The organism is Rheinheimera oceanensis (assembly GCF_018831085.1).
Classification (GTDB): Bacteria; Pseudomonadota; Gammaproteobacteria; order Enterobacterales; family Alteromonadaceae; genus Alishewanella; species Alishewanella oceanensis.
The window spans coordinates 85,362-112,323 of sequence record NZ_JAGPNM010000002.1; the positions used below are offsets into that span (position 1 = coordinate 85,362).

The window sequence follows — 26,962 nt, forward strand, 5'->3', positions numbered from 1 at the left end:
CAGGCAAAAGTTGCAGCCCACTATCAGAACTTAATTTCGGCACTCAGACGAACATAACGTGGTGTCTGATATGCATCTGGTAGTCCATATAACAAACTGCTAGCTGCGGAGTCAGTTCCATTAGGATTCGAGCCGCCATCCCAGTACTCATTAACTTCGTTACGTTCAGTAACACGATTATTGTTAAATATGTTAAATATATCAGCTCGGAATATAATATCAGTACCACGGAAATCCATTTCGTAACGCGCCGTTAAATCCAAAGTCCAATTACTGGAAGTACGCCCTTCTGAACCCCGGTTTACCAATTGCCCATCCTTGACAAATGATTCAGCACCATAATATGAAGCGAAAACGTCTGTTGGATGCAGGCCGAAGGAACTCAATGGCCGACCAGATTCCCAACGGAAATTAGCGCCTAAGCTAAAGTCTTCGGTTAAAGAATATGCTCCTTGCACTTTTACCATATGACGACGGTCATTTGGCAGATCACCATATGCACCATCAACTAAGCCTGGCTGATCAAAATTTGTTGTCAAACCTGAATCGTCTTGCCCGTTATCAGAACGAACAAACCCCTCATTATTACCCCAACTATGAGACCACGTATAAGTTGCATCCAACATCCACAAACCGTCAAAAGCACGACGTAGATTAATATCTATAGCTCCGTACTGCCGCTTAGCCTCCGGATAACCTAAATATTCTGCAGGTATAGTGTACTGTTGATTTGCTAGCGGTCCATCACCGTCAGGATCGGTAGTAATCGTAACGCCCTTGCCTGGATTTGTCAGAACATAATAGTGAAAACCAGAACAAATAGTGCAGCTTGAGCCAAACTCCTGCTCCAAATACTCATTAAAACCGTAATCAATTGCTACATCTTCCAATGAGCTTTTCAGTTCACGATAAGTACCTTTGATACCGACTGACCAGCTATCTCCCAACATACGCTCATAGCCCAAAATAAATTCGTCTTGATACATCGGGTCCAGATTAGCATTTACAGTTTCCAAGGTACCTTTCAAAGTGCCATCAGCATAAACTGCACCGCCTAAAATGGCCTCAGGATCAACCACTGGCGTTAAATCAGGATTAATACTCAGTACATCATAAATAAAAATGGTATACAGCTCATCGCCAGCCAACCGTATATTGGTGTTAGTAGCTACAGGAAGGAAATACCTACCGTAGTTAGCAAATACTTTACTTCTACCATCCCCATTTATATCCCAGCTGACACCCACCCGTGGTGCCCATTGGTCGCTCACATCAACGAACTTTTCTCCGGCCTTGTTATAATTTTCAAATTTCTCATTACGTAAACCTATTCGAGCTACAATATTATCTGTTACTTGCCAAGTATCTTGGATGTAAAAAGCACTAGATTTAGTTTGGAATGACCCGTCATTCATATAAGTATTAAAACGTACTCGAGCACAATCAGCGTCTAACAAATTGCCTGCGGCTACGGCTTCCGCATTTGCACAGTTCTGATACTGATATAAAGTCCCCCCTACACGACTGGTTTGTTCAAATGCCTTCATATCTTCATAATCGATACCAAACCGTAAAGTATGATCTTCGTGCACATACCAATCCACATCGAAACGATAAGCTGTACGCTCATCTTCTTGTATTGAAGGTGAATTCAAACCAAACTGAGTAAACTGACGCCCTGATGGGTAATGCACAGCGCCTACTACGGTATCACCGGCGTTAACATTACTATATGTAGCCTCATTAACACCATACAATGCACTAATAGTAATATCTTCGCTCAGAATCCCTGTATATTGCAAAGAATAAGATTTTCCTCCTCGCTTCTGTATAAAGTCACCAAACAATTCTCCGCGCGTATCAGTGGCATAACTGTAGTCATACTTGCTAGTATCAAGATCGCTACTACTATCCCATCCTGTAAACTCTAGGATGTGATTTTGAGTAATATACCAATCTAATTTAGCTGCATATAATACGTCACCTGCATCACGCTTATAGAATAAAGTATCTGTAGAATAATCTCTGACACGGTCTTTATAATTTAGCAAGCCGAAAAAAAACAACTTATCTTGAATAAGTGCACCGCTAGCCCATAAATTGAGATTTGTTTCACCAGTTTTATCATTACTATTAACCAGATAATAAGGCGTTGCATTCTCTTCGATAGCACCTTCGTCAGTCAAAATCACATCTGGACTGTGAGCACGTAAAGACGAGGGTTCAAAGTAAGCACTAGCACCAGCTTTAAACTCATTCGATCCTGATTTAGTTCTTGCGTTAATTACACCACCGGTAGAACGACCAAATTCAGCTGAGTAGCCGCCAGTTTTAACCTCAAATGTTTCATACATTTCGAAAGGTAATTCAGCCCCCCCCAAACCATTACGGAAGTTAGTAACATTTAAGCCATTGACATAATAAGCATTTTCACCAACAGATGAACCACCAAATGATGCGTGATTACCGAAAGCAGAATCACCTTTTGTTGTGCCTGGAGCCAAAAGAGCAACTGAAGCTAGATCTCGAGGAACCGGAATTTTAGACAAAAACTCTTGACTTACTATTAGCTGAGATTCAGATGAAATAGTGTCAAGCATTGCTATGCGAGAACCGCGAACTTCAATAGACTCTACAGCCCCCTCTGCCAACAGAACGATATTCATATTGGTATTGCCGCCAACGCGAACATTTACAGTCTCTTCAGCCATAACACCATAGCCTGCTTTAGTAGCCTGTAGTGAATAAGCACCCGGGGGCAACAGAGGAAACCGAAAACTACCACTGTCGTTTGAGGTGACGGTTCTTATTAAACCTGTTTCTAGATTAGTAATAATAATTTCAACGCCACTAATAACTTGGCCACTTTGATCTTGTGCTTGGCCGATCAGGTTTCCGCGCGATGCATCTTGAGCAGCAGCAGGGAGGACAATCCCCAATGATGTAGCGACGGCAACGGCTGTTAATGTGTTCCTAAAAAATTTGGTTTTCATTTATTATTCTCCTGAATTTTTATTGTGTATGTTACATCTAGTTACACATCATATCTTTAACAGATATATCTATAGACTACAACCAGCCGACAAAAAAAACTGGACTTTTGCGAACTTCGCCCTGATGGCTTTATGACCCAAGCTGTAAACTTCAACCGTCGTTAAATCTCGTTACCTTTTTTACAATTGTCACCAACAGAGACCCCACATGAGCATTAGTAATCAGTATAAAGCTGATCTCAGTACTTAGTCATTTTCTGTTTTTTACACAGCAAAGACTAATACACTCCGATGGAATATCTGTTACTTGCTATCAAGGACACCTACTTTAGTAACAAAGTCGGTAATTGCGCAGCATTCAGCATCTGTCAGGAAGGGGTTCCAGATATCGGCCAAAAGAACATAACGGCTTTGCTCACTTCGATTCCAAGCTTCGTGTAAATAGTTATCATCAAAAGCAAAGACTTTACCGGGCTGCCAATGAAGCTCTTCAATATCAACAACATTTAAAGCACAATCAGCAGGGATCTGCAGTCCCATGTGTAACACTGAACGACTGTTAGTCACCCCCCGGTGAGGTAATAAATGAGCGCCAGGCCTTAAAACAGAGAAACACACTTCAGGGCTATGATCCTGGATATGGACTAAAGGAAGGTGAGTTAATATTTCCGAAGTTAGAGGGCATAATGCATGAGTGTCATCATACCGTTTGCCGTGACGGAAGAAAAACTTCGCATCCCAGTCTCCCCCCGTTGTCAAACCATGCTTATCAGTATCGCGATAATTCTCAATATAGACATTCTGTAGAATAAGATTATCAAGTTCAGTCTTAATATTATTAAATTGGGATTCATAGTAATCTATAAAATCAAGATCTTTTCTTTCAAACACAGGCTTAACAGGTAACCCTGGAATATACAGAAAACCTGGCTTCTGTCGTGGGTCATCATATACAGTTGCAATTTCTCCGCTGTACATAAGAATTCCCTGAACTACCCGTTTTATTTCATTCTCACCGTAGGTTTGTTGTAATTCATCTACCCAACCCCCTATCACATTCCGGCGGTGTTTATCACAGAAGTTCAATGCCTGAACAACATATTGATGAACCCAGGGTGCAGTAGAACCCGGATCCAGCCAAAAACCACTATTATTCGCTGTACGCAAAGCAGTCACATAATGCTTAAAGGTCTTCTCAATATCCCCTTTCCTGTGATAACAGCGCCCCAGCATCAAATGAGTATTATAAGCAGCAGGAATCGCATTTATTATTTTTTCATAAACACTTTTAGAATCTGTAGTTTGCTCAATAAGTTCGTACAAGCGACCTAGCATTAGCAAGTATCGCTCATCTGAAGGTGTTATGATGAGCAAATTCTCCGTCACCATTAAGGCCTCAGAGTAATTTTTTATTGTAAGAAGCTCCTTTAACCGGGTTTCACTTATAGCAAATTGTTCTTTCTCTACCATTAATGATACCTTCAAAGGCCGTATGTCAGCCATTATTTAGGGACAATATCCAGAGCGATGCTCAAGCGGGGCTTATTGCCCTTGAAAACGCTTGTACCATGCCACATATATGATGGAAACAAAACGAGATGACCAACTTCGGGTTTTACCCAATGCTCAATATCCAATTCAGGTTGGGTTGGGAACATCGGCTGCCCTAACTTTAGCCATCCGGCCCGTTCATTTTCATCAGCAATAACATCTGGTAATTCTATATAGCATGCAGACGACAACCACCCTTGAGGGTGAATATGATTTTCATGGTACCCGCCTGGCGATAGCCATACAGACCAGATACCGGAGCATTCCCAAGCGCCACTATTATATTTTGCCAAAGGATTCTCATCATTGCCCAACGTCGATAAATATCGGTTTATCGGCCCTTCAATAGCATCTCTAAAAGTATTAACAAGAGGATTATTTAAACTAAGAAGGTTTGGCAGCTGACTCCCTGCACGCACAGATTGTCCAAATGGATGAGTTTTGAACGGATGTAAACGTTTTAATTCATGGGCTAAATCCGCAAAAAAAGCTTCTCGTGTATCCCAACCAACCGGAACATCAACTGGTATCTTAGCCAAATAGCGATTGTAGTCACACAGTGACTTATACTTTTCAAAGTATGTATTATCACCTGTCGTTTTATAAAGCAATCGCAGGGATGTAGCCTTGCACGCTAGCGCTTCTTGGTTTCTCGGTTCGATACGCTCTGCTTCGCAAGCATGCAGCAAAGCAGCTTCCCCATCCCCAGCTGATGCATATACATAACTAGCAGTAACTCTTACAAAGAACGCGGCAGGGGAAATTTCAAGTGCCCGCTTTATACTTTTTAATGCTATATCAGTGCTTCCAATACGCATTGAGACATAACTTAATGCCTGAAAAACTTGTACAACTGGCCATTTTTCTGCAGCGTTATGTAACAACTGCTGACTACGTTGCAATTCACCAGCATACTCAAATATCTGTGCTTTTAACAAAACCAAAGCAGCTACCTCACCCTGCTGTAACACTGTATTAAGCAATTCCAGAGATTTTTCTAAATCATTGGTCATCATCCAGAGTAACTGAGCATATTCTCGGTGTGCATCATATGATTCCGGATTACGAAGAACAGATCTCTGATATGCATAAGCGGCTTCATTATATAACTGCAGCCCCATTAACGCTCTTGCGTACACCAGCCATGTTGCGGAAGCGCCTTCCCCTTTGCGTAAGGCATTTAGAGCATGTTGATACGATTCAGTAAATCGGTGTAAATCGCCAAGAATTGCAGCTAAGTTATGTTCAGCACTAATACTATTTGGAAATTTATTATATGCTTGCTGATATAAATTCAAAGCTAAGCTATAATTTCCAGCCAATTGAGCCTTTTTTGCTTCAAGGGTAAGTTCTTTTAATATATTCATATAAAACCGTTAATTACTCTACTTAAATATAATAATTATAAAAGCATTGAGCAAATTTCTATACCACAAAATGAAGCTTAAAATAAAAAGCCAGCTAAGTGATACTTAACTGGCTTTCTACAATCATGACACTTTAAACATTAGAAACGGTATGCTAACCGAGCATACAAATACTGACCAGCAGTATCATAAGAGCTGTTAAGAGTATTCATATCATTATTGTTTGTAACATATGGCGGTTGTTTATCAAACAAATTACGCACACCTGCAGTTAATGACAGATTATTCTGGAACGTATAGCTGCCTTGTACATCGTGGTAAATATACGAACCAACGCTACTAGACAAAGCTGTTGCTCTATAGTTAATGTCGTCAACGCTCGATTGATAACGCGCAACCCATAATACATTCCAGTTATCAACACTATAAGATAAACCTAAGTTAGAACGTAGTTTAGAGAATGCAGCAGGTCTGCCTCCAAAGTTTGGATCAGCACCAAACTTACCAGCCATTTCAAGTATCGGCGTACCGGCTAAAGACTGATAATCATAGCTTCTAAGGTAGGTACCATCCAGACGTACGTTAAACCGACCACCCAATAGGTCCGCATGCCAATTTACATCAAAGTCAATACCTGACGTTTCAAACGTGGCAATATTCTGAGTTGTCGCCATAATACCTGAAACGATAGGATTGGCTGCCAAGGCTCGGTAATCTGACCCTGGAAGAGCTGGGCGATTGACGATTGGGTGAGTTGGTCCCTTAATGTAGTCACACGCTGGAGCAGAGAAATTCTCACTTCCATAACATTGCGCAACAAGCGCTGTTACGCTTGGAGCACCAAGACCATTAGTAATCTCAATATTGTAGTAATCTATCGCTATACTTAGATTCTGAACGAAGTTTGGCGAATAAACAAAACCTACGGTATAACTTTCAGACTCTTCAGGTCCCAAGTCCGGATTACCGCCTATAATAGATGCAGATTGTAAGTTAGTCAGTTGGATATTAGGTGATAAACCTTCAGATGCGCAGTTATCTTTTGTAATTTGACTTGCTGTACTTGTGCCCCACTGATGACATGGGTCAACGTAGCTAATATTGGATTCTGTTTGAGGTCCATACAGGTTAGTAATGCTCGGAGCACGGAAACCATCAGAGAGAGTAGCACGGATTAATAACCCCTGAATCGGAACATATTCCACGCCAAACTTAGCGGTTGTATGCGAGCTTAAGAAGTCATAATCTGACATACGTACTGCCGCAGATACATCCAAACGGTCAGCACCTGTTACACCAGCTAACAACGGGATATTTACCTCTGCAAACATTTCATCGACAGAGTAACTTCCTTCTGTAGGTGAAGCTGTTACCCCATAAATTTCGCCGACAACAGCACCGCCATCTGGCGTATTAACCAGGCTTTCATCACGCCTCTCATAGCCTATTGCCCAGCCAATTGAACCTGCGTCAAAACTGAAATCACCTGTATCACCAGTCAAGTTGGCCATAAATTGTTTAGTTACACCTACAGACAACGGTGAATTTGGAACAGAAGCATAGGCAACTTGCTCTGGGGTCAGAGAGTTAGCTTCTAATGGGTTCCATATCCCAACTGCAGCACATGCAGGATCAGCATTACATGCTACTGGATTCAACATTTTGTTATAACGACCTGGGTTAGCCCGGCCAATATCTAAGCTGGCATTTGTAAAACGTGCATAGTTATAAGATATATCCCACGCCCAGCCATTATCAAAACTACCTTCCAACCCCGTAACCATGCGATAAGCATAGTAATCTTGGCGGAAACTACGGCCTCCTGTTTCCTCAAGACGGCGGCTAACCGAAATATCTTCTCCAATAGGGTTGTTTGGGTGGTCAGCTGTCATACGAGCCCCCCAGAATGTTCCATCGGCAGCCATCAACTGATCAGATTGCCGGTTAGTAAATCCCGCTTCCAGAAATGCAGTAACATCTTTTGTCAATTCATAGTTAGCCGTTGCATTCGCTGAAAATACTTTTTGCGGTGTTACCAAGTAACTTGCTGGGGCAAAGTTATAAGAATCAATTGTCTGATCATAGCGGCGAAGAGCGCCGGTTTGCGGATCAACTACCCAAGCACCTTGACCAAAATACGGAGAGGTCGGATCATCATTACTACCAAAATAAGGTGAGGTTGGATCATATGGCGTCCAGGTACCAAAAGAATTGGCACCAGAACCCGCCATTACCCGCTCACCATTGCGTTCCCCCCAAGGGATAGCAGAAAATTCCCGATCTCCTTGCCAAATTGCCTTACGATCACTGTATTCAAGTGACAACACTGCGTTACCGCGATTGCTTGAATTGCCTAAGGTCACAGACAAACTGCGGCCTTCACCATCACTTTCGCCGGTAATATCGTACTGAGCAATAACCTCAGCACCTTCGAAGTTACGTTTGGTAATAAAGTTAATAACACCCGCGATAGCATCAGAACCATAGATTGTTGATGCACCATCACGCAGAACTTCAACCCGCTCAATAAAGCCCATAGGAATAGTATTTAGGTCACCAGTTGCTGTACGACGACCATTAATTAAGATCAAAGTACGCGCAGAACCTAAACCTCGCATTGAAGCAGAAGCTGCTCCAGCAGAACCGTTATTTGTCTGACGACCGTTCATACCACCATTCATTGAAGGGATGCTCTGAATAAAGCCTTCGATAGTAACATGGCCAGATGCGGCCAAATCTTCTGCGCTAAATACTGTGATAGGACTCGCAGATTCGATATCAGCCCGCTGAATACGCGAACCTGTTACCTGAATCTTTTCTACTTTGGCTTCTTCTTCTTCAGCAGCTGCCACAGAAGCAGTGAAAGCAGTTGCCGAAGCCGCGCCGAATGCGATGGCTAAGCGCACAGCTTTGCTTAATTTATTGTTTGTATACATGTATTTCTCCCTGGACCACTATCTAGTGATTCTATTTTTTTAACAGTTACCAACCTTTTACGGCGTCTGGCACTCCGCTTATCTCGGATAACCTCCGATTTATCGCCTAGTGATAATAAACGCAATTTTTCAGCAGGGTCAACAGCTTTTACGGAACAATTTGTAATTTACATTGTCACTCACTGCACGAAACCCTCCTTCACTGGTTTTTTCTTCTCTATCTGTAGTTGTCAATCCTTTAGTTATCAAAAATCAAGTTCATATAGTCAATAACTTAGATAAAAATTAGCTTTATCAGACGCAAGTACTCTGTTACCAAAGCAGAAGTCAACACAACAATTAATGTAAACTTTTCCATACGATACTATTAGTATCCACCGGACTTTTATAACCAGCGCCAGAACTAATTCAGTTAGGCTGATGGCAGTGCAAAAATTTTGCCTGCCTGCACCATTACGTATACAATCAAACAACTGTATATAAATACACATTAAACATGTTAAGTGACCAGCTAAAAAGCCAAATCCGCGCTATACATACGCGCATTAAAACTACCCTGCCTAATTACCAACCCAGGCAGGGGCAGAACCAGTTAGTAGCTGAAATGGCTAAAATCGTCTCAGGCACTTATCACCGGCATGAACGTATTGGTTTAATTGAAGCTGGCACGGGTACCGGTAAATCGCTGGCTTATATGCTGGCAGTTATTCCTTATGCATTAGCGCAGAAGAAAAAAGTGGTGATTGCCACGGCGACGGTGGCACTACAAGAACAGTTGGTAAACAAAGACCTGCCGTTTTTTCAGCAGCATAGTAAGCTGTTATTTGAGTTCAGCCTGGTAAAGGGGCGGCAGCGTTATGCTTGCATTGAACGTGTACGCCAGCAGCAAAAACATCCGGAGTTATTTGCCACGGCTAACGATGCAGCTTTTGACTGGCAGCAGTTACTGGATAACTGGCAGCAGCGCACATGGCTGGGCGACAGGGATACGCTGACTACACCCTTAGCTGAAGATTTGTGGCAGCGTATTGTGGCGGATCCGTTGCATTGCAGTAAAACAGACCGCCGCCATATGAATTGCCCGTTTCATCTTGCCCGTGCCGAGGTAAGTAACGCCGATGTACTGGTGGTAAACCATGCATTGTTGCTGGCAGATTTGTCCAGTGGTAACAGTATACTACCACCTCCCGGAGAAACACTTTATATAATAGACGAGGCCCACCATTTGCCCGACAGTGCGCGGGAGTTTTTTGCTGCCCAGGCCCAGCTTACTCACAACAGCATTTGGCTGGAAAAAGCTGCTAAAATCATTCAACAGTTAATTACCCTTTTACCCGCCTCCGTCATGAAAGAGTTACTGCGCCTCGATGACAGTTGCAGTGAACTCAATAGCTTACTAAAACCGATAGAACGCAGCGTGGCAGAATTTAAGCCACGCTGGTTTGGTGAGAAAACAGAGTTTCGCTTTACAGACGCTGCTCTGCCTAAGCTGTTTCAGCAGCAAGCCGAGCAACTGGCGCAGGTAAGCCAGAAAGCCCTGACACAACTGGAGAAAATTCAACAACACTTGCAGGAAAACATCTCTGAGCAGCAATTACCGCTGAAGCAAAGCCTGGGCCTGCTGCAGGATCTTGCTTATCTGCGCCAGAAAATTGAGCAGCAGCAAGCACTGTGGCAATTATATGCCTCAGAGCAGGAAAAAAATGTTTATCAGGCACGCTGGGTTGAACTGCAAAATCAAAGCCAGTACGTTATTGGCCACGCCTGCCCACTTGGCGTTGCAAATAAGCTGGAGCAGTTACTATTTACTGATGCCTTCGCGGTTATCCTCTGCTCTGCAACACTTACTGCGTTAAATTCGTTTCAGTACATTAAGTACGATCTGGGCTTAACACAATTTGAAGGTGTACAAACATTGCAGGTTGCATCGCCTTTTGCCTACGCAGAAAAAGGCCGGATTATTATTCCGAAAATGCAGACAGAACCAACAGAGCAAGCCTATACCGACGAGTTGGCCACTCTGCTGCCGGCTTACTTGCCCGACGATCAGGCCAGCCTGGTGTTGTTTGCTTCTTACTGGCAAATGCAGCAAGTCGCCGAGGCGCTGCGTAAAAAGAAATTTTCACTGCTGGTTCAAGGCGAAGCTTCACGCCAGGCGTTACTGCAGTTACATGGCGAAAACTGCAAACATAACCGCACCAGTATTTTATTTGGCACACAGAGCTTTTCTGAAGGGCTGGATTTACCCGGCAAATTGCTAACCAACCTGGTTATTACCAAACTGCCTTTTGCTGTACCTACTTCGCCTCTGGAAGAAGCCTTAGCAGAGGCGATAAGCAAAAAAGGCGGCAATGCCTTTTTACAACTGACTATTCCTGCTACCTCAAAGAAACTGGTGCAAGCCTGTGGTAGACTGCTGCGTCAGGAGCAAGATGAAGGCCAGATAGTGATCCTGGACCGGCGTCTGGTAACTAAAGCTTACGGCAGTGCCATGTTAAACGCCCTGCCGCCATTTCGTCGTCAGATAGAGTATTAACAGGACATCACCTTGTTTGCTGAGTTAGCTATAGAACCTTCCGTGTTACTGATCCTCTGTGCCGTGGCATTCAGCGCCGGCTTTATCGACGCTATTGCCGGCGGTGGTGGCCTGCTGACAGTACCGGCCCTGCTTACTGCGGGCCTGCCTCCGCATGTGGTGCTGGGCACCAATAAGCTGGCTGCCACTTTCGGCTCCTTTACAGCATCCGTGACCTATTACCGTAAAAAACTGTTTAATCCGGTTTTTTGGCGCCGCAGTTTATTCTACACCGCTATAGGTGCAGTATTGGGCACGCTGGTTGTAGACATGATCAGTAAAGAAGCACTGGAAAAAATACTGCCGCTGCTTATTTTGCTGGCGGCCATTTATACCCTGTTTAACCGTATGCAACCGGACGATGCTTTAAAGCTGCCGCCACAAAACGCTAAGTTATTCTGGCAACAAAGGGCTCAGGGCCTGACCCTGGGTTTTTATGACGGTATTGCCGGTCCAGGTGCAGGGGCATTCTGGATGGTGTCTACTATGGCGCTGTACAAAATCAACCTGCTGCTAACCTGCGGCGTGGCGCGCACCATGAATTTTGTCAGCAATGGTTTTTCGCTGGTGGCTTTTATTGCACTGGGCCATGTTAATTTTACCCTTGGCATTGCTATGGGCTTATGTTTAATGCTTGGCGCCTGGCTGGGTGCACATTCTGCTATAAAATTTGGCAGCCGCTTTATCCGGCCGGTATTTATCTGCGTTGTTATTGCAATTGCTTTACGTTTGGCCTGGCAGGCCTGGAGTAACTAAATGGATTTACTGGCTACTTTAAACCATCAGTTGCAACAACTACGACAACAGGCTGAAACGATTGATCAGCAACAGGTAGCTGGCCGGCCACAAAACTGGTTTGATAGTGCGCTGTTCAGTTGCCGCTCACCACAGCTGACAGACTACGTTGCTGAAGCCCAGCGTAATTTACGCCACTTACAGCAAAGCAATCTTAGCAATATGGCTAAACAACGTCTGGTTCAACGGTTGGGCGAACAAACCTCAGCACTAACCAGAGCTTTTCGCAATGTAGATACCCGCCGCAAGCCCACCACTAAAAACAAATTAAAAGCAGTGGTGCAACAAATAAACGCCAGCAGCCAACAGTTGTACCAGCAACTCAGTGATACCCAGGAGTTTGAGCGCCGCTTGCAGGATATGATTAGCCTGGCCAGCCGGGAAAACTCAGCAGAGGCCATACAGCGCACTTTGGCTTTGCATGCCCGTTTAGGCCGCTGTCGCAAAGCATTATCAGATATAGAGCGGCAAATTCAGGATTTGGAACGGCGGAGCTGATCTGATGTTAGTCGCCAAACCCATGCTAAGTGCGCTCCCAGCTATGTTATACCACCCTTGTTACAGTGAGCTTAACCTGCCTGACAGGCACCGTTATCCCATTACAAAATACCGCACTTTATACCAGTACCTGTTGAATATGGGGCTGCCCGAAAACGCCTTTACCCGGTCAATACCTGTAACTGCAGAGCAATTGGCAGAAGTGCATTGCCCGGCTTATATTCAAAGCCTGGCTGATGGCACGATTGCGGCCAAAGCTATGCGCCGTATAGGCTTTCCGTGGTCAGAACAGCTTTTTCAGCGTTCGTTGTATTCGTTAGGCGGCACGCTGCAAACAGCTCAGACGGCACTTAACAATGGTATAGCGCTGCATTTAAGTGGCGGCTATCACCACGCCTTTTATGCAGAAGGCTCGGGGTTTTGTTTGTTTAATGATCTGGTATTTGCGGCTAAAACGCTGTTACACCAGGGGCTGGATAAAATACTGATTGTAGATTTAGATGTTCATCAGGGCGATGGCAGTGCGCTGCTGCTGGCCGACGAGCCGCGTATTATCAGTTGCTCTGTGCATTGTGAAAAAAACTTCCCATCCCGTAAACAATCTTCAGATTGGGATATAGGGCTGGCAAAAGATTGCTCCGACACTGACTATTTACAGGCAGTACAGCAAAGCCTGCAAACCTTACTTAACTGGCACCGGCCGGATTTGGTTATTTACGATGCCGGTGTAGATATTCACCAACAGGATGAGCTTGGCTTGCTGAATATTTCTACCGGCGCTTTATATCAACGCGATTTACTCGTACTGCAAAGCTGTGTTGAACAGAATATACCGGTTGCCGCCGTAATTGGTGGCGGTTACCAGCGCAATGTAGATGCGCTGGTACAACTGCACCTGCAGCTGTTTAAAGCCGCTTTTACCCTACACGGCTCAAACTTCGCCGGCAAAATAGAAACCTAAACGCCGTTTTACCTGAGCAGGCAACACCGGTAAATCTGATTTCGGCAGCAAAAAGGTGGCCATATTAAACAGATCGGTAAAAATACGGTTTTTCTCTGTGGTGCGTTTTAAATAATCATGCCCCGACGAGCCACCGGTGCCAATTTTGGTACCCAACATACGTTGTACCATCATGGCATGTTTGTAGCGCCATATTGTCAACAACTCGTCTATTTCCGTTAAACAGGTCAGTAACTGAAACGGCAGATTAAAAACCGGCTCTTCCTGATACAGGCTGATAAACAGCGCCGACAACATCGCCCGCTGGCTTAACCGGAAAGCGCCGGATTGCTGTAATTGCGCATACTTATCTTTATTCAGCAGAGCTGCAAATTTTTCAGCAGTGCGGGCAATTTCGGCCAGCTGCAATTCGCGCTCGTGTTCAGCAATCTGTTCAATTGCCTGAACAGTGCTTTTATCTTCTGCCAGCATAGCGTCGGTGGCTTGCTGATACATCTGCCAGAAGCTAAAATTTTCCAGTTCAAGAAACGGCATCCGTTCCAGCCATTTTTCTATGCGCTCAAACAGGCTGGGCTCATGCTCCAGTTGTTGTAAAAAGTTGCGGTCTTTTTCATTTAACCGGCTGTAAAACGAGTTTTTATCAAAGTCGATACGAAAATCGCTTTTCAGGCCCAGGCCAATTTCCAGCATTTTAAACTGAATACTTTGAAACCCGGATGCCGGCACCAGATAATCACGAAATGACATAAAATCCTGCGGTGTCATCGTTTCAATCACACCAATCTGCTGGTTTAGCAGTTGCTGAATGGTGATCACCCGTTTTAACTTGTGCACTATGCCGGTAAGCTGTTCATCTTTAACTTCTTCGCCGGCAAATACGTCCATCACGGCCTTTAGTTCGTGCAAAATCTGCTTGAACCACAATTCGTAAACCTGATGCACAATAATAAATAACGTTTCATCGTGGGCCTCAACGGCGTATTTAGCGCTTTCCGGCGCTTGGGCTGTCAGTATTTTGTCCAGTTGCAGGTAATCGCCGTAGTAGCAGGGTATGGTATTTTTTTGCATTGCAGTTCTTCTGTCATGATCCTGTCGCGCATTGTAGCAGCCAAGTGCGCTAACTCAATCTTTCAGTGGTCTTTTGCCACAAAGCTGATTATGCTTGAGCTGACTGTAAACAAGATTGAGGCAAGTATGAAACTGGACGACGATATTCACAACTATTATGAAAAACTGACCCTGGATCATATTGTTGAGTTGGGGCTGGATCAGCAGAAAGATACTGAGTATCTGGCCGATTTATGTTGTATTTCGTTAAACCTGCTGCCGCCACGTTATATCCGTTACGAAGTAGATATGGCATTTTATCTGCCACAAAGCGAGCGTTTTGAAATGCGGATGAAGGTAAAAGAAGCCGTTGCCAGAGCCCGGCAGTTTTTGGACAATAATGCGTGAGTACTGAGCTGGCTCAAGCACCGGCACATGTGCAACTGGCCGTGGATTTAATTATGTTGCTGGAGCAACATCAGATAGACGCCAGTACCGCGCTTTTAGCCTTAGAAATAGTAAAAAAAGATTTTGAACAAAAGCGGGATTTGGGTGGCAACCCCACCAGCCACATCCCGGCACATACGTCATAAACTGTGGCTGCTTCCTTCCGGACCTGACCAGGTTCGCTTACTAGTATTGCGAGAGGACCAATGGGGTTACCATTGAACTGCTGAATCCTCAACAGGCGCGCATTATGCGCAAAAGCAGGCGTTGTTGCAAGCCTGCTTTTGGCAAAATTGGCTACTGCAGCAATTGTTTGTAGCGCTGTAATACCGCTTTAAAGCGTTGCTGGTTATCTGGCCCCAACCGCAGCATTTGTTTTTGCGCCGCTGGCAATTGCTCTATTGCCGGATCAGCAAACACATAGACAACTGAGGGCCGCTCCAGTGCCAGCGGGTAACTTACCTCTGGTGTTGCCAGCAGTACATCAATAGCCGCTATCAGCTTGTTTTTAAATAACTCGTCGGGGTATCCCAGCTCAGCATAAGCCTGCTGTAATAACGGCTCGTAGCGGTTAAACAGGGCCAGCACCTGCTCAGCCGGTACGCTTTCAATCAGCTGAATATATGGCTGGTAACGGGCAAAACTGCTTTCATCCAGTTGCATAGCGCTATCTTCGCCGAGAGCAAATTTTTGCTCCAGCGGCCGTAATAACGGATGTCCGGCAGCAAGCTGCCCTTGCGCGACATTGTCGGTTTGTACAACAAAATTACGCAACATCTCTTCGGTAACAAAAAGGCCCGCCAGGCCAGAGCGCCAGTTTAATGCCAGCAAACGTTGTTTAACCTCAGCATCAGACTCATCCAGCGCTGGCAACATGGGCTCAGACTCTGCTACAGGCTCTGTAACTTCAGGCTCAGTTACCGGCTCGGGTATGGGTTCAGTCGTGTCGGGTTCTGATGTATCCTGCTCAGGGTCTGCTTCAGGCACTGGCGGTACCGGTTCAGTGATTGCAGGTGGCAATAAATTAATTGCCGGTTCCGGCTTATCATCTTTGGCCAGCAACAACCATAGGGCAATCAGTACCACTATGACAATAGCGGCTATGCCTGCGTAATATAACTGCTGATTATTGTTCGGTTTTTGTTCTGCCATAACAACCTCGGTAGCGATCTGACGGTGTAACGCGATTAAGCGTTGCATTCTTTAACGATTCCAGCAATATACTAAGCAATGAGCCTGTTGTCTGGAAAAAGTTCAACTTCTGTTATGTCTGAACACGATGTAAAAGCCGCCAAAAAGACGGCATTATTATTAACCGGCGGCGGTGCCCGGGCGGCTTATCAGGTCGGGGTGCTAAAAGCGATTGCACAGCAGTACCCGCGTAGCAGCAAATTACCGTTTCAAATCATCAGTGGCACATCGGCCGGAGCCATGAATGGTGCCGCCATGGCATGTTATGCTTCGTGCTTTCATCTTGGTGTTAAAAAACTGGAATGGATTTGGCGTAACTTTCATACTGATCAGGTGTATTACTCTGACTACCCCAGAGTATTCCGGCAAATACTACGCGGTATTTTCAGCGCATTTCAGGCCGACTATGCCAATAAAACTGCTGTCAGCTTGTTTGACAATAAACCACTACGGCAAATGCTGACCAAAGTGCTGGATCTAAAGCGGATTGACCGCAACATTATGGGCGGTTATCTGTCCAGCGTTTCCGTTACCGCGTCATGTTATAACAATGGCGACTCCATCACGTTTTTTCAGTCAGATCAGGCGCAGGAATGGCGCCGTGCTAAGCGCTGTGGCCAGCGTACTTTGCTTGGTGTACATCATTTAATGGCTTCGGCGGCAATTCCGCTGGTATTTCCGTCGGTACGTATTCATCAGCAGTATTTTGGTGACGGTTCGGTAAATCAGCTGGCACCGCTTAGCGCCCCTATCCACCTTGGTGCAGATAAAATACTGATTATCGGCGTGGCCGATCCGCGTAAAAATGATCACAACCAGCGAATGATGCATCATCCGGGGCTGGCAACCATTGCCGGGCATTTGCTTGATACTGTGTTCACCGACAGTTTAAACTCAGATCTTGAACGTATGCAGCGGGTTAATAACACTATTCAGACCATGCAACAGCACGGCATAAAAACTGATCTTAAGCCGGTACAAAGCCTGTTTATCAACCCCAGCCAGAACTTTAGCCAGATTGCCAGCGAGCATTTTTTATCTTTGCCGATGGCGGTACGTATCATTTTACGTATGACCGGCATTCGCCAGCATTCAGACTCCAGCCTGGCCAGCTATTTATTGTTTGAACAGCGCTATACCCGCCGGCTCATTACTCTGGGCTATGAAGATGCCACAGCCCAAATGGATACTATTTTGCAGTTTCTTGCCGATGACAACGGCTAATTAGCTGTCAAAGCTTTGGCATATGTGCCACAACCTGGTTTAGCAACTTTGCTATCATACTGATAATTATTACTATAATAATTCTGGCCTGTTATTTGCTTTATTAGAAAAAAAGCATCAACGGATCCTCAAATGGAATACCTGTTAGTACACGAGGTTGCGCTAAGTAACGCCCCCAGCTACGCAGCTATGACCAAATTACAGCACTGGCCAGAGCTGGCAGAATGCGCTGAACAAAGCCTGATCAGCCAACTGCAAACCACGCTGGATATTCAGCAGCAGCTGAATATTATTTCTATGGCAGTAGGCAAAGTTTTGCCGGTATCAGCATTAAAGCTGAAAACCGCTGTTGGTGATTTTGAGGCCATGGGGTCACGGCCTGCTGATATTGAGCATCGCAGTGTGTTGGTGTTAAACCAGCAATGCCTGGCCGAACTGATTTACCAGAGTGAGCAAGCGTTTACTCCTATGATTCAACGTGAGCTGCTACTGCTTGAAAGCGAATGGCTGTTTGCGCTGCGAAATGCTCTGGTTGTTTGCCGGTTGCAGCAAATGGCGTTAAAAGACACATTAACCGGTCTTGGCAACCGGCGCTTTTTTGATGACAGTTTTGATAAAGCCGTACAACTGGCTAAGCGCCATGCTGAGCCTTGCGCTTTATTGTTACTGGATTTAGATAACTTTAAACAGGTTAATGACGTTGCCGGCCACAGCGCGGGCGACGACGTATTGTTAGCTGTGGCGGATTGTCTGCGTGATACCTTGCGCGCAACAGACAGCCTATTCCGCTTCGGCGGGGATGAATTTGCAGTGATTTTATCAGCACAGGATGCTAACTGCGCCGAGTTGGTTGCCCGAAGGCTACTGCGTGCAATAAATCAGCATCATTTATGCAAACAATATGAGGTCAGTGCCAGCGCTGGCCTGGCTCTACTTAGCGCGCCGGAGCAAAGCAGCAAGCAATTGTTTACTGCTGCTGACAACGCTTTGTATTCAGCCAAAGAGGCGGGTAAAAGCACGGTACGGGTGGCCTAATCCTGCTTTTGCCAGCTTACCCAGCACTTTGCCTGCTGCGGCTCAGCGCTGGAAGAGAAACCTGCTACGGCAACCAGTTCACCGTTAACCAACAACAGCGGCACCTGCAGCCGCTGCCATGGCGGCACCTGCCACAACTTAAACCACTGCTTTAACGGTTTGCTCATAGCACTGCCGGCAGGTTTAAAACGCAAGCTTAACCGGCCAAATACAATCTGCGCAGACATTGCTGCCAACGGCAATGCATCAGCCTGTTGCTGCGCAGTAAAATACAACTTGCTACCACAGGGCAACTGCAGTTTTGGTTCGCCCTGCCAGTTTAAACTTTGCTCCTGTACCGCGACCTGTGCATCTGTCAGCAGATAAAGCTTGCCGGCAAAACGGCGTAATTGATAGTTACCGCATACCAACACTGGGGTCGCATCGCTACGCGCAGCAATAACCTGCTGTTTTAGTGTGGTAAGCCACTGGGTTTCCGGGTTTAGCGCATAACTTTTTAGCCAATGGCGGATCACTAAATCCTGCTGCAATGGTATCAGTTTTGCCAGTTCTGCCAGGAGCAAGGTATTGCTACGTACACAACGCTCTGCTGCCTGTATGGTGTAATAATCAGCCAGCTGCTGCAAATCTGCCAGATGCTGCATACTACGCCGTGCAGTAGCACTAAATTGCGGCCAGCGCTGCAACAGTACCGGTGTTATATGCCGACGGATAAAGTTACGCTCAAAACGGGTATCGTCGTTGCTGTCATCATTAACCCAGCTCAGTTGCTGTTGTGAGGCATAAGCCGTAAGTTCGGTGCGGCTGAACGGTAACAAAGGCCGGCATAATGCTCCGGCTGCAAAATTGCATCGTGCGGCTATGCCACTTAAGCCAGCCGGCCCTGAGCCGCGTTTTAAAGCTAATATCAGGCTTTCCAGTTGATCATCACTGTGATGTGCCGTTAGCAACAGGTGTTTATCTGAACGGATAAACTCGGCCAGCGCCTGATAACGTGCTGTACGGGCTTTTAACTCAAGGTTGTCGCGGCCGGTTAACACGACATTACGCTGCACAAATGCTACCCCCCGCTCAGCACACTGCCTGGCACAGAAATCTCCCCACTGAGCGGCAAAAGCACTTATACCATGATTAATATAAACAGCCTGTAGTGCAAATGGCTGTAGTTGCCGGGCGGTGGCCAATAAATCCAGCAACACCATGGAATCCAGCCCGCCACTGAGTGCCAGTACCAGATGACTGTCCGGCTGCAGTTGCAAAGTCTGAAGTAAACTATCGGGGCTAAGATCTGACATCGGCAACAATAACCGGTTGCATAAAAGAGGCTAAGGCTAACACAAAACAAAAAGCCAGTGCAGAGGCACTGGCTTATCAGCTGCAAATTACAGTCTAGCAGTAACCGTAAGACATCAGACGTTTGTAGCGAACGTCTAACAATTCTTTGCTGCTCATTTGCTGCAGTTTCTGTAAATCGCGCAGCAATGCCTGTTTCAAGGTTTGTGCCATCTGATCCGGTGCACGGTGCGCGCCACCCAAAGGTTCAGGTAACACTTCGTCAATCAGCTTCAGCTCTTTAATCCGCTCGGCGGTAATACCCATAGCATCAGCCGCCAGCGGCGCTTTTTCAGCACTTTTCCACAATATTGAGGCACAGCCTTCCGGCGAAATAACCGAATAAGTGCTGTACTGCAGCATATTCACTTTATCACCCACACCAATTGCCAAAGCACCACCGGAGCCGCCCTCACCGATCACGGTGCAAATTACCGGTACTTTAAGCCCTGCCATTACCTTTAAATTACGGGCGATGGCTTCAGACTGGCCACGCTCTTCAGCACCGATCCCGGGATACGCGCCCGGTGTGTCAATAAAGGTAACAATCGGCATTTTGAACCGCTCTGCCATTTCCATTAAGCGTAGTGCTTTACGGTAACCTTCCGGACGTGGCATACCAAAATTGCGTTTGATCTTCTCACGGGTATCACGGCCCTTTTGGTGACCAATCACCATCACCGGAATATCGCCAAGGCGTGCAGTACCGCCAACAATAGCCTGATCATTGGCAAAAGTGCGGTCACCGGCTAAATCATCAAAATCGGTAAAAATATGCTGAATATAATCCAGTGTATAAGGCCTAAGCGGATGACGCGCCAACTGAGCAACCTGCCATGCACCCAGCTCGGAAAAGATCTTTTTCGTCAGCCCCTGGCTTTTTTCTTTTAGTTTGTTGATCTCTTCTTCTAAACCCAAATCGTAGTCACCATTGCGGCTGACGTTACGTAATTCGTCTATTTTTGCTTCAAGTTCAGCAATAGGTTGCTCAAACTCTAAATAATTCAGCATCATCGACTGTCACTACCTAATTAATTAAATTCCAGTTCTATTGTCGCCAATTGCTTTAACTGGTGCAACAAAGCGTCGGCTGGCGTTATCCACCATTGTGTTCCAAGCTGTAACATCACCTCGCCTTCCTGGCGTTGATAGCGGAGTTTAACCGGCACCGTACCTGCTTTAAACTCACCCAGTACCTGCTGCAATCTTTGCAGGTAATTGTGGTCTATTTGTGCCGATTGTACAGTGATATTCAACGATCTCAGAGATTTTTCCCTTACCTGAGTGATCTCGCTGACATCGCGGCCGGTCATTGTAAGGCCACCGTTAAAATCATCAAAGCTGACCTGTCCCGTTATTACCAGGATCCGGTCTTTTTGTAGCTGTTGTTCGAAGTTTTCCAGTAAATCAGGGAAAAACCGCACATCCAGCCTGGCTGATTTGTCATCCAGCGTGACTATAGCCCAGCGCCGGCCTTTTTTGTTGATCATCACCCGCACTGATACGACTAAGCCGGCAACGGTAACACTTTGATCTTTCCTGGTTGGCTGCAGTTCCACCAACCGGCAATTAATATAGCGCGGAATTTCTTCCAGATAACGGTTTATCGGATGGCCGGTTAAATATAAGCCTAAGGTTTCACGCTCGCCCTCCAGCCAAACTTCATCTGCCCAGGGCTCTACCTGTTTAAACGCCGCGGCAGCGTGTTCCGGTTCGGGGCTTAACAAACCAAATAAATCGTCCTGCCCTACAGCCTGTGCTTTGGCGTGCTGCTCTGCAGCTTTCATAGCTTCTTCCAGCGTGGCAGACAACGCAGCACGGTGCGGGCCTAAACGGTCCATAGCACCGGATAAAATTAGCTTTTCTATAACGCGCCGGTTTAGCTTTTTCAGATCAACCTTGGCGCAAAAATCAAATAAGTCGCTAAAGCTGCCATGTTTGTTACGCGCTTCAAGAATCGCTTCTATCGGGCCTTCACCCACACCTTTAATGGCGCCTATGCCATAAACAATATGGCCTTGCTCATTCACGGTAAACTTATACACCCCGGTGTTAACATCAGGCGGAATAAGCTTTAATTTCATACGCTCGCATTCATCTACCAGCGTCACTATTTTGTCGGTGTTGTCCATATCGGCCGACATGACCGCAGCCATAAACTCGGCCGGGTAGTGCGCTTTCATCCACAACGTTTGGTATGATACCAGCGCATAAGCAGCTGAGTGTGATTTGTTAAAGCCGTAACCGGCAAATTTCTCTACCAGATCGAAGATCTTAATTGCCAGCTCAGGGTCAATGCCATTTTTTGCCGCACCTTCCTGAAAGGTATCACGCTGTTTAGCCATCTCCTCGGGCTTTTTCTTACCCATAGCCCGGCGTAATAAGTCGGCGCCACCGAGCGAGTAACCCGATAACACCTGAGCTATCTGCATTACCTGCTCCTGATACAGGATAATGCCGTAGGTTGGTTCCAGAATAGGTTTTAACGATTCGTGCTGCCAGGTTGCATCAGGGTAAGATATTGCTTCGCGCCCCCGCTTACGGTCGATAAAGTTATCTACCATGCCTGACTGCAGCGGCCCCGGCCTGAATAATGCTACCAGGGCTATCATATCTTCAAAGCAGTCTGGCTGCAGGCGGCGGATTAAGTCTTTCATGCCACGCGATTCAAGCTGGAATACCGCCGTGGTATCGGCTTTTTGTAATAGATCAAAACTTCGTTTGTCTACCAGCGGAATAGTATTGATGTCTATTGCGTCGCGGCCTTCTTTCTTTAACCGCGCGTTAGCCATATTCACGGCCCACTGCAAAATAGTAAGCGTGCGCAGACCTAAGAAATCGAATTTTACCAGGCCGGCATATTCAACATCGTTTTTATCAAACTGGGTAACCGGGTTATTGCCTTCATCATCGCAGTACAGTGGGGAAAAATCGGTAATTTTAGTTGGTGCTATTACCACACCACCGGCGTGTTTACCGGCATTACGGGTTACACCTTCAAGCTGTCGCGCCATATCAATCAGGTCTTTAACCTCCTGATCCTGCTCGTACAGCTCTGGTAAGCGTGGTTCTTCTTTAAACGCCTGCTCCAGTGTCATACCGGGTGTGGGCGGAATAAGCTTAGAGATGCGATCAACAAAACCATAGGGATGGCCAAGCACCCGGCCAACATCGCGTATTACAGCCTTGGCCGCCATGGTGCCAAAGGTAATAATTTGCGATACCGCCTCGCGGCCATACATGTCGGCCACATGCTCAATAACTTCGTCGCGCCTGTCCATGCAAAAGTCAACGTCGAAGTCAGGCATTGACACCCGCTCGGGGTTTAAAAAACGCTCGAACAGCAGATCAAATTCCAGCGGGTCTAAATCAGTAATTTTCAGTGCATAAGCCACTAATGAACCGGCACCTGAGCCGCGCCCGGGCCCTACCGGAATATCATTGTCTTTACTCCACTGGATAAACTCCATTACCACCAGGAAGTACCCCGGAAAGCCCATCTGGTTAATAACGTCCAGCTCTATTTGCAAACGCTCATCGTATTCGGCACGTTTTTGCGAACGCTCACTGGCGTCAGGGAATAACTGTAGCAAACGTTCTTCCAGACCTTCGCGCGATTTCATTACCAGAAAATCGGCGTCGGTCATACCACCGGTAGGAAACGCCGGCAGGAAATATTCCCCAAGGCGGATCGTGACGTTACAACGTTTGGCAATCTCAACAGAGTTTTGCAGCGCTTCCGGTAAATCAGCAAACAGTTGCTGCATTTCCGGCTCAGACTTCAGGTATTGCTGCTCTGAATACAGTTTAGGCCGGCGTTTGTCGTCCAGCGTAAAGCCATCGTGGATAGCAACCCGGATCTCGTGAGCGGCAAAATCCTCCGGTTGCAAAAACACCACTTCATTAGTGGCTACCAGCGGTAAATCGTGCTGCTCTGCTAATGTCACGGCTTTTTGAATATACAACTCTTCATCAGCCCGCCCGGTGCGGATAATTTCCAGATAAAACCGCTGCGGAAAATACTGCTGATAAAACTGCAGTAGCTGGCTCAGGCTTTGGCCATTTTCTTTTAACAGTGCTTTACCAACCAGGCCATCTTTAGCACCGGATAAAATAATTACACCCTGGGCAAATTCAGCCAGCCAGTCATGTTCAATTTGTGGTTTGCCATCAATATGGCCACGCAGGTAGGCTTTGGAAATCAATTGGCTGAGGTTCTGATAACCGGTGTTATCTGCCGCCAGCAGTAGCATACGGCTGCTTTCACTGCCAAATAACGGATGCCGAACCCAGCAATCAACGCCGATAATGGGTTTAATACCCGCTTCATGTGCTGTGCTGTAAAACCGCACCTGACCACAAAAATTCATTTGATCTGTCAGCGCCAGTGCTGGCATTGCCAGCTTCTGTGCCGCTTTAACGATGGGCTTAACTTTGGCGACACCGTCGATCATGGAAAAATCGCTGTGTACACGCAGATGGACAAATGCCGGAGAACTCATAACCCCTGTTGCTCCAGAACCAACCGCACCGGTTTAAAACTACGCCGGTGCTCGCTTAATACTCCATGCGCACTAATAGCTGCCAGATGGGCTGCTGTGGGGTAACCTTTGTGCGCATCAAAGCCGTAATGCGGGTACGCCTGATGTAAGGTGTGCATTTCAGTATCACGCGCCACTTTAGCTAAAATAGAAGCAGCGCTGATCTCCGGTACCAGTAAATCACCCTTAACTACTGCACTGGCGGGCACGCCAAAATCTGTGGTGCGATTGCCATCTACCAGCACCCATTCAGGTTTAATACTCAGCGCAGCCACGGCACGGCGCATTGCCAGCATAGTAGCGTGCAATATATTCAGTTGATCAATTTCAGCAGGCTCAGCCCGGCCAAGCGCCCAGCACAAAGCATTTTGCTTAATGAGTTCAGCCAGTTCGGTGCGGCGCTTTTCAGACAATTTTTTTGAGTCGGTCAGCCCGGCTATGGGTTTATTGGGGTCTAACACAACTGCAGCAGTTACCACAGCACCAATTAACGGGCCGCGGCCAACTTCATCCACACCGCAAATCAGTTGTACGTCAGGTCGTTGGTACAACATTATCTGCTACCTGTAAAATGGCTTCTGCCGCTTTGACGCTGGCATTGCATTTGATGCTTTGATGAATAACCCGGTACTGTTGCAACAAGGCTGAACGCTCTGAGCTTAGCAAAGGTACCATGGCATTAACCAGAGCCTGCGGCGTAACCTGGTGCTGCAATAGTTCCGTTACCATACCACGGCCAGCCAGCAAATTGGGTAAACTAAAATGCGACAGTTTCACCAACCGCTTACCAAGCTGGTAAGTAAGCCAGTTAGCACGGTACGATACCACCATCAGGCACTTGGCTAACATAGCTTCAAGCGTGGCAGTACCCGAAGTAATAAAAGTTGCATCAGACGCCAGCAATACCTGACGGGCCTGGCCGGTAAATCCAGTGATGTTCAGCTCTGGCGCTATCTGCTGTTTAATGGCATTAAACTGCGCGGCCTTTGCCGATGTAACCATATTGGTAACAAACTGTATATCAGGGAACTGTTGTTGTAGCAGTAGCGCAGCTTGCAGGAAATCACCCGCCAGCAGTTTAATTTCGTTGGTTCGGCTGCCTGGCATAATTGCCAGTACCAGCTTATCCGGCTGTAACCCCAATGCGGCTTTTGCGGCGGCTTTATCAACGTCCAGCGGCATCGTGTCGGCCATAGTGTGGCCGACAAAAGTACAGGGTACCTGGTATTTATCGTAAAAGGCTTTTTCAAATGGCAGCAAGGACAATACCATATTGGTAGCAGCAGCAATTTTAAAAATACGTTTATGCCGCCACGCCCAAACCGACGGGCTAACATAATGCACAGTTTTAATACCCGCTTGTTTGAGCTTAAGCTCAACCGGTAAATTAAAATCGGGCGCGTCGATGCCAACAAATACATCGGGTTTGTCAGCCAGCAGAGCAGCAAGAATTTCGCGTTTAACCTGCAGTAAACGTGGTAAACGGCCAAGCACCTCAACAATGCCCATTACCGCCAGCTCTTCCATATCAAACAACGCATTAAAACCCAGTGCCTGCATACGCGGCCCGCCAATACCGTAAAACACCGCATCCGGGTGTATAGCTTTAAGCGCACTGATCAGATCGGCACCTAAAATATCGCCGGAGTGTTCCCCGGCGATAATGGCGATTTTTAATGGCTTATCAGCAACGGGCATTAGCGTACTATGCCCCGGCTGGCATTGGCGATAAAGTCGGTAAACAGTTTTAACTCCGGCACTTGTGCGGCTTTATCCTGCAGTGCTGCCAGAGCTTCCGCTACTGTCTGGCCTTTGCGGTACACTTCTTTATAGGCCCGGCGTATTTCCAATAAAGCTTCGCTGCTGTAGCCACGGCGTTTTAAACCTTCGGTATTAATACCGCCAGGCACGCACGGAGCACCGTGTACCATCAGGTACGGAGGGACATCTTTTAATACAATAGAACCGCCACCACAAAAACTGTGCGCACCGATGTGTACAAACTGATGCACGCCGGTCATACCGCCTAAAATAGCCCAATCGCCAACATGCACATGGCCAGCCGCCTGAGCACCACTGGCAAAAATGGTGTGGTTACCTATCACGCAGTCGTGGGCAATATGTGTAGTGTTCATAAACAGGTTATGGTTACCAATAATGGTTTTACCCTGATCCTGTATCGTGCCACGGTGTACAGAGCAGCCTTCACGAAATACGTTGTAGTCACCAACAATCAGTTCGGTGGCTTCACCTTTATACTTTTTGTCCTGACACGCTTCACCAATACTGGCAAACTGAAAAAAGTGATTACCCTTACCGATCGTACTGGGGCCTCGAATCGCTACATGCGATTCGAGTATGCAGTCATCTCCAAGCACAACGTTGTGGCCGATATAACAAAATGGGCCAACTTTAACGTTATTACCAAGCTTAGCACTGGCTTCAATTACAGCAGTTGGATGGATCACG

General features: G+C 46.4%; 19 protein-coding genes, 1 other RNA gene and 1 pseudogene. 8 read left to right on the forward strand and 13 right to left on the reverse strand.

All coding sequences use genetic code 11. From position 1 onward, the window contains the following. Positions 1-23: 23 nt before the first annotated feature. The 4 genes from J3B89_RS05015 to J3B89_RS05030 form a co-directional block, all read right to left on the reverse strand. Positions 24-2,993, reverse strand: a complete 2,970-nt coding sequence (locus J3B89_RS05015) for a TonB-dependent receptor (RefSeq protein ID WP_215396426.1) — start codon at positions 2,991-2,993, stop codon at positions 24-26. 303 nt (positions 2,994-3,296) lie between these two features. Continuing rightward, on the reverse strand, positions 3,297-4,463 hold the full coding sequence (locus J3B89_RS05020; RefSeq protein WP_215396427.1) for an aspartyl/asparaginyl beta-hydroxylase domain-containing protein: 1,167 nt from the start codon (positions 4,461-4,463) through the stop codon (positions 3,297-3,299). A gap of 32 nt (positions 4,464-4,495) precedes the next feature. Further along, positions 4,496-5,911 (reverse strand): putative 2OG-Fe(II) oxygenase, encoded by a 1,416-nt coding sequence (locus J3B89_RS05025; protein WP_215396428.1) that lies wholly within the window; start codon positions 5,909-5,911, stop codon positions 4,496-4,498. Between the two features lie 140 nt (positions 5,912-6,051). Then, a complete protein-coding gene (locus tag J3B89_RS05030; protein WP_215396429.1) occupies positions 6,052-8,847 on the reverse strand; it encodes a TonB-dependent receptor domain-containing protein in 2,796 nt (931 codons plus the stop codon). A gap of 496 nt (positions 8,848-9,343) precedes the next feature. Here J3B89_RS05030 and dinG point away from each other — a divergent pair, with 496 nt between their 5' ends. The 4 genes from dinG to J3B89_RS05050 are packed head-to-tail and all read left to right on the forward strand — an operon-like array spanning position 9,344 to position 13,676. Beyond that, a complete protein-coding gene (dinG, locus tag J3B89_RS05035; RefSeq protein ID WP_215396430.1) occupies positions 9,344-11,383 on the forward strand; it encodes an ATP-dependent DNA helicase DinG in 2,040 nt (679 codons plus the stop codon). A gap of 12 nt (positions 11,384-11,395) precedes the next feature. Continuing rightward, positions 11,396-12,178: a sulfite exporter TauE/SafE family protein gene (locus J3B89_RS05040; RefSeq protein ID WP_215396431.1), complete on the forward strand. Its 783-nt coding sequence runs from the start codon at positions 11,396-11,398 to the stop codon at positions 12,176-12,178. Beyond that, complete coding sequence (priC, locus tag J3B89_RS05045) at positions 12,179-12,715, forward strand: primosomal replication protein PriC (protein WP_215396432.1); 537 nt, start codon at positions 12,179-12,181, stop codon at positions 12,713-12,715. A gap of 4 nt (positions 12,716-12,719) precedes the next feature. After that, positions 12,720-13,676 carry a histone deacetylase family protein gene (locus tag J3B89_RS05050; RefSeq protein ID WP_251372256.1) on the forward strand — a complete coding sequence of 319 codons (957 nt, stop codon included), beginning with the start codon at positions 12,720-12,722 and terminating at the stop codon, positions 13,674-13,676. On the opposite strand, the gene J3B89_RS05055 is transcribed toward J3B89_RS05050, so the two are convergent. After that, a complete protein-coding gene (locus J3B89_RS05055; RefSeq protein ID WP_215396433.1) occupies positions 13,647-14,744 on the reverse strand; it encodes a tryptophan 2,3-dioxygenase family protein in 1,098 nt (365 codons plus the stop codon). The two genes, J3B89_RS05050 and J3B89_RS05055, sit on opposite strands and share 30 nt — an antisense overlap. A gap of 126 nt (positions 14,745-14,870) precedes the next feature. Between J3B89_RS05055 and J3B89_RS05060 the strand changes: the two genes are divergently transcribed. Continuing rightward, positions 14,871-15,131, forward strand: coding sequence for a late competence development ComFB family protein (locus J3B89_RS05060; protein WP_215396434.1), 261 nt, complete (start codon positions 14,871-14,873; stop codon positions 15,129-15,131). Further along, positions 15,128-15,253 (forward strand): annotated as a pseudogene (locus tag J3B89_RS21360) (DUF2496 domain-containing protein); the annotation flags it as partial. The gene J3B89_RS05060 and the pseudogene J3B89_RS21360, both read left to right, overlap by 4 nt. Before the next feature lie 29 nt (positions 15,254-15,282). Here J3B89_RS21360 and ffs read toward each other — a convergent pair. Next, an RNA gene (gene ffs / locus J3B89_RS05070) (signal recognition particle sRNA small type) lies at positions 15,283-15,379 on the reverse strand. 88 nt (positions 15,380-15,467) lie between these two features. Further along, positions 15,468-16,370, reverse strand: coding sequence for a DUF3014 domain-containing protein (locus tag J3B89_RS05075; RefSeq protein WP_215396435.1), 903 nt, complete (start codon positions 16,368-16,370; stop codon positions 15,468-15,470). A 66-nt stretch (positions 16,371-16,436) separates the two neighbouring features. Here J3B89_RS05075 and J3B89_RS05080 point away from each other — a divergent pair, with 66 nt between their 5' ends. Together J3B89_RS05080 and J3B89_RS05085 are read left to right on the forward strand one after the other, a co-directional pair. After that, the gene (locus J3B89_RS05080) at positions 16,437-17,585 is read left to right on the forward strand and encodes a patatin-like phospholipase family protein (RefSeq protein WP_251372257.1); all 1,149 of its coding nucleotides are present in this window, start codon (positions 16,437-16,439) and stop codon (positions 17,583-17,585) included. 132 nt (positions 17,586-17,717) lie between these two features. After that, a complete protein-coding gene (locus tag J3B89_RS05085) occupies positions 17,718-18,620 on the forward strand; it encodes a GGDEF domain-containing protein (protein WP_215396437.1) in 903 nt (300 codons plus the stop codon). Here J3B89_RS05085 and tilS read toward each other — a convergent pair. The 6 genes from tilS to lpxA all read right to left on the reverse strand — a co-directional run bounded on the left by tilS (position 18,617) and on the right by lpxA (position 26,961). Beyond that, positions 18,617-19,915: a tRNA lysidine(34) synthetase TilS gene (gene tilS / locus J3B89_RS05090; protein WP_215396438.1), complete on the reverse strand. Its 1,299-nt coding sequence runs from the start codon at positions 19,913-19,915 to the stop codon at positions 18,617-18,619. The genes J3B89_RS05085 and tilS overlap by 4 nt on opposite strands. 94 nt (positions 19,916-20,009) lie before the next feature. Next, a complete protein-coding gene (gene accA / locus J3B89_RS05095; RefSeq protein WP_215396439.1) occupies positions 20,010-20,966 on the reverse strand; it encodes an acetyl-CoA carboxylase carboxyl transferase subunit alpha in 957 nt (318 codons plus the stop codon). A gap of 17 nt (positions 20,967-20,983) precedes the next feature. Further along, positions 20,984-24,454 carry a DNA polymerase III subunit alpha gene (gene dnaE, locus J3B89_RS05100; protein WP_215396440.1) on the reverse strand — a complete coding sequence of 1,157 codons (3,471 nt, stop codon included), beginning with the start codon at positions 24,452-24,454 and terminating at the stop codon, positions 20,984-20,986. Next, entirely contained in the window at positions 24,451-25,047 is a 597-nt protein-coding gene (gene rnhB / locus J3B89_RS05105; protein ID WP_215396441.1) for a ribonuclease HII, read from the reverse strand. The genes dnaE and rnhB overlap by 4 nt, the downstream gene beginning before the upstream one ends. Continuing rightward, positions 25,028-26,191 (reverse strand): lipid-A-disaccharide synthase, encoded by a 1,164-nt coding sequence (gene lpxB, locus J3B89_RS05110; protein ID WP_215396442.1) that lies wholly within the window; start codon positions 26,189-26,191, stop codon positions 25,028-25,030. Before lpxB ends, rnhB begins: the two co-directional genes overlap by 20 nt. Beyond that, positions 26,191-26,961, reverse strand: a complete 771-nt coding sequence (gene lpxA / locus J3B89_RS05115; protein WP_215396443.1) for an acyl-ACP--UDP-N-acetylglucosamine O-acyltransferase — start codon at positions 26,959-26,961, stop codon at positions 26,191-26,193. Before lpxA ends, lpxB begins: the two co-directional genes overlap by 1 nt. Position 26,962 lies beyond the last annotated feature (1 nt).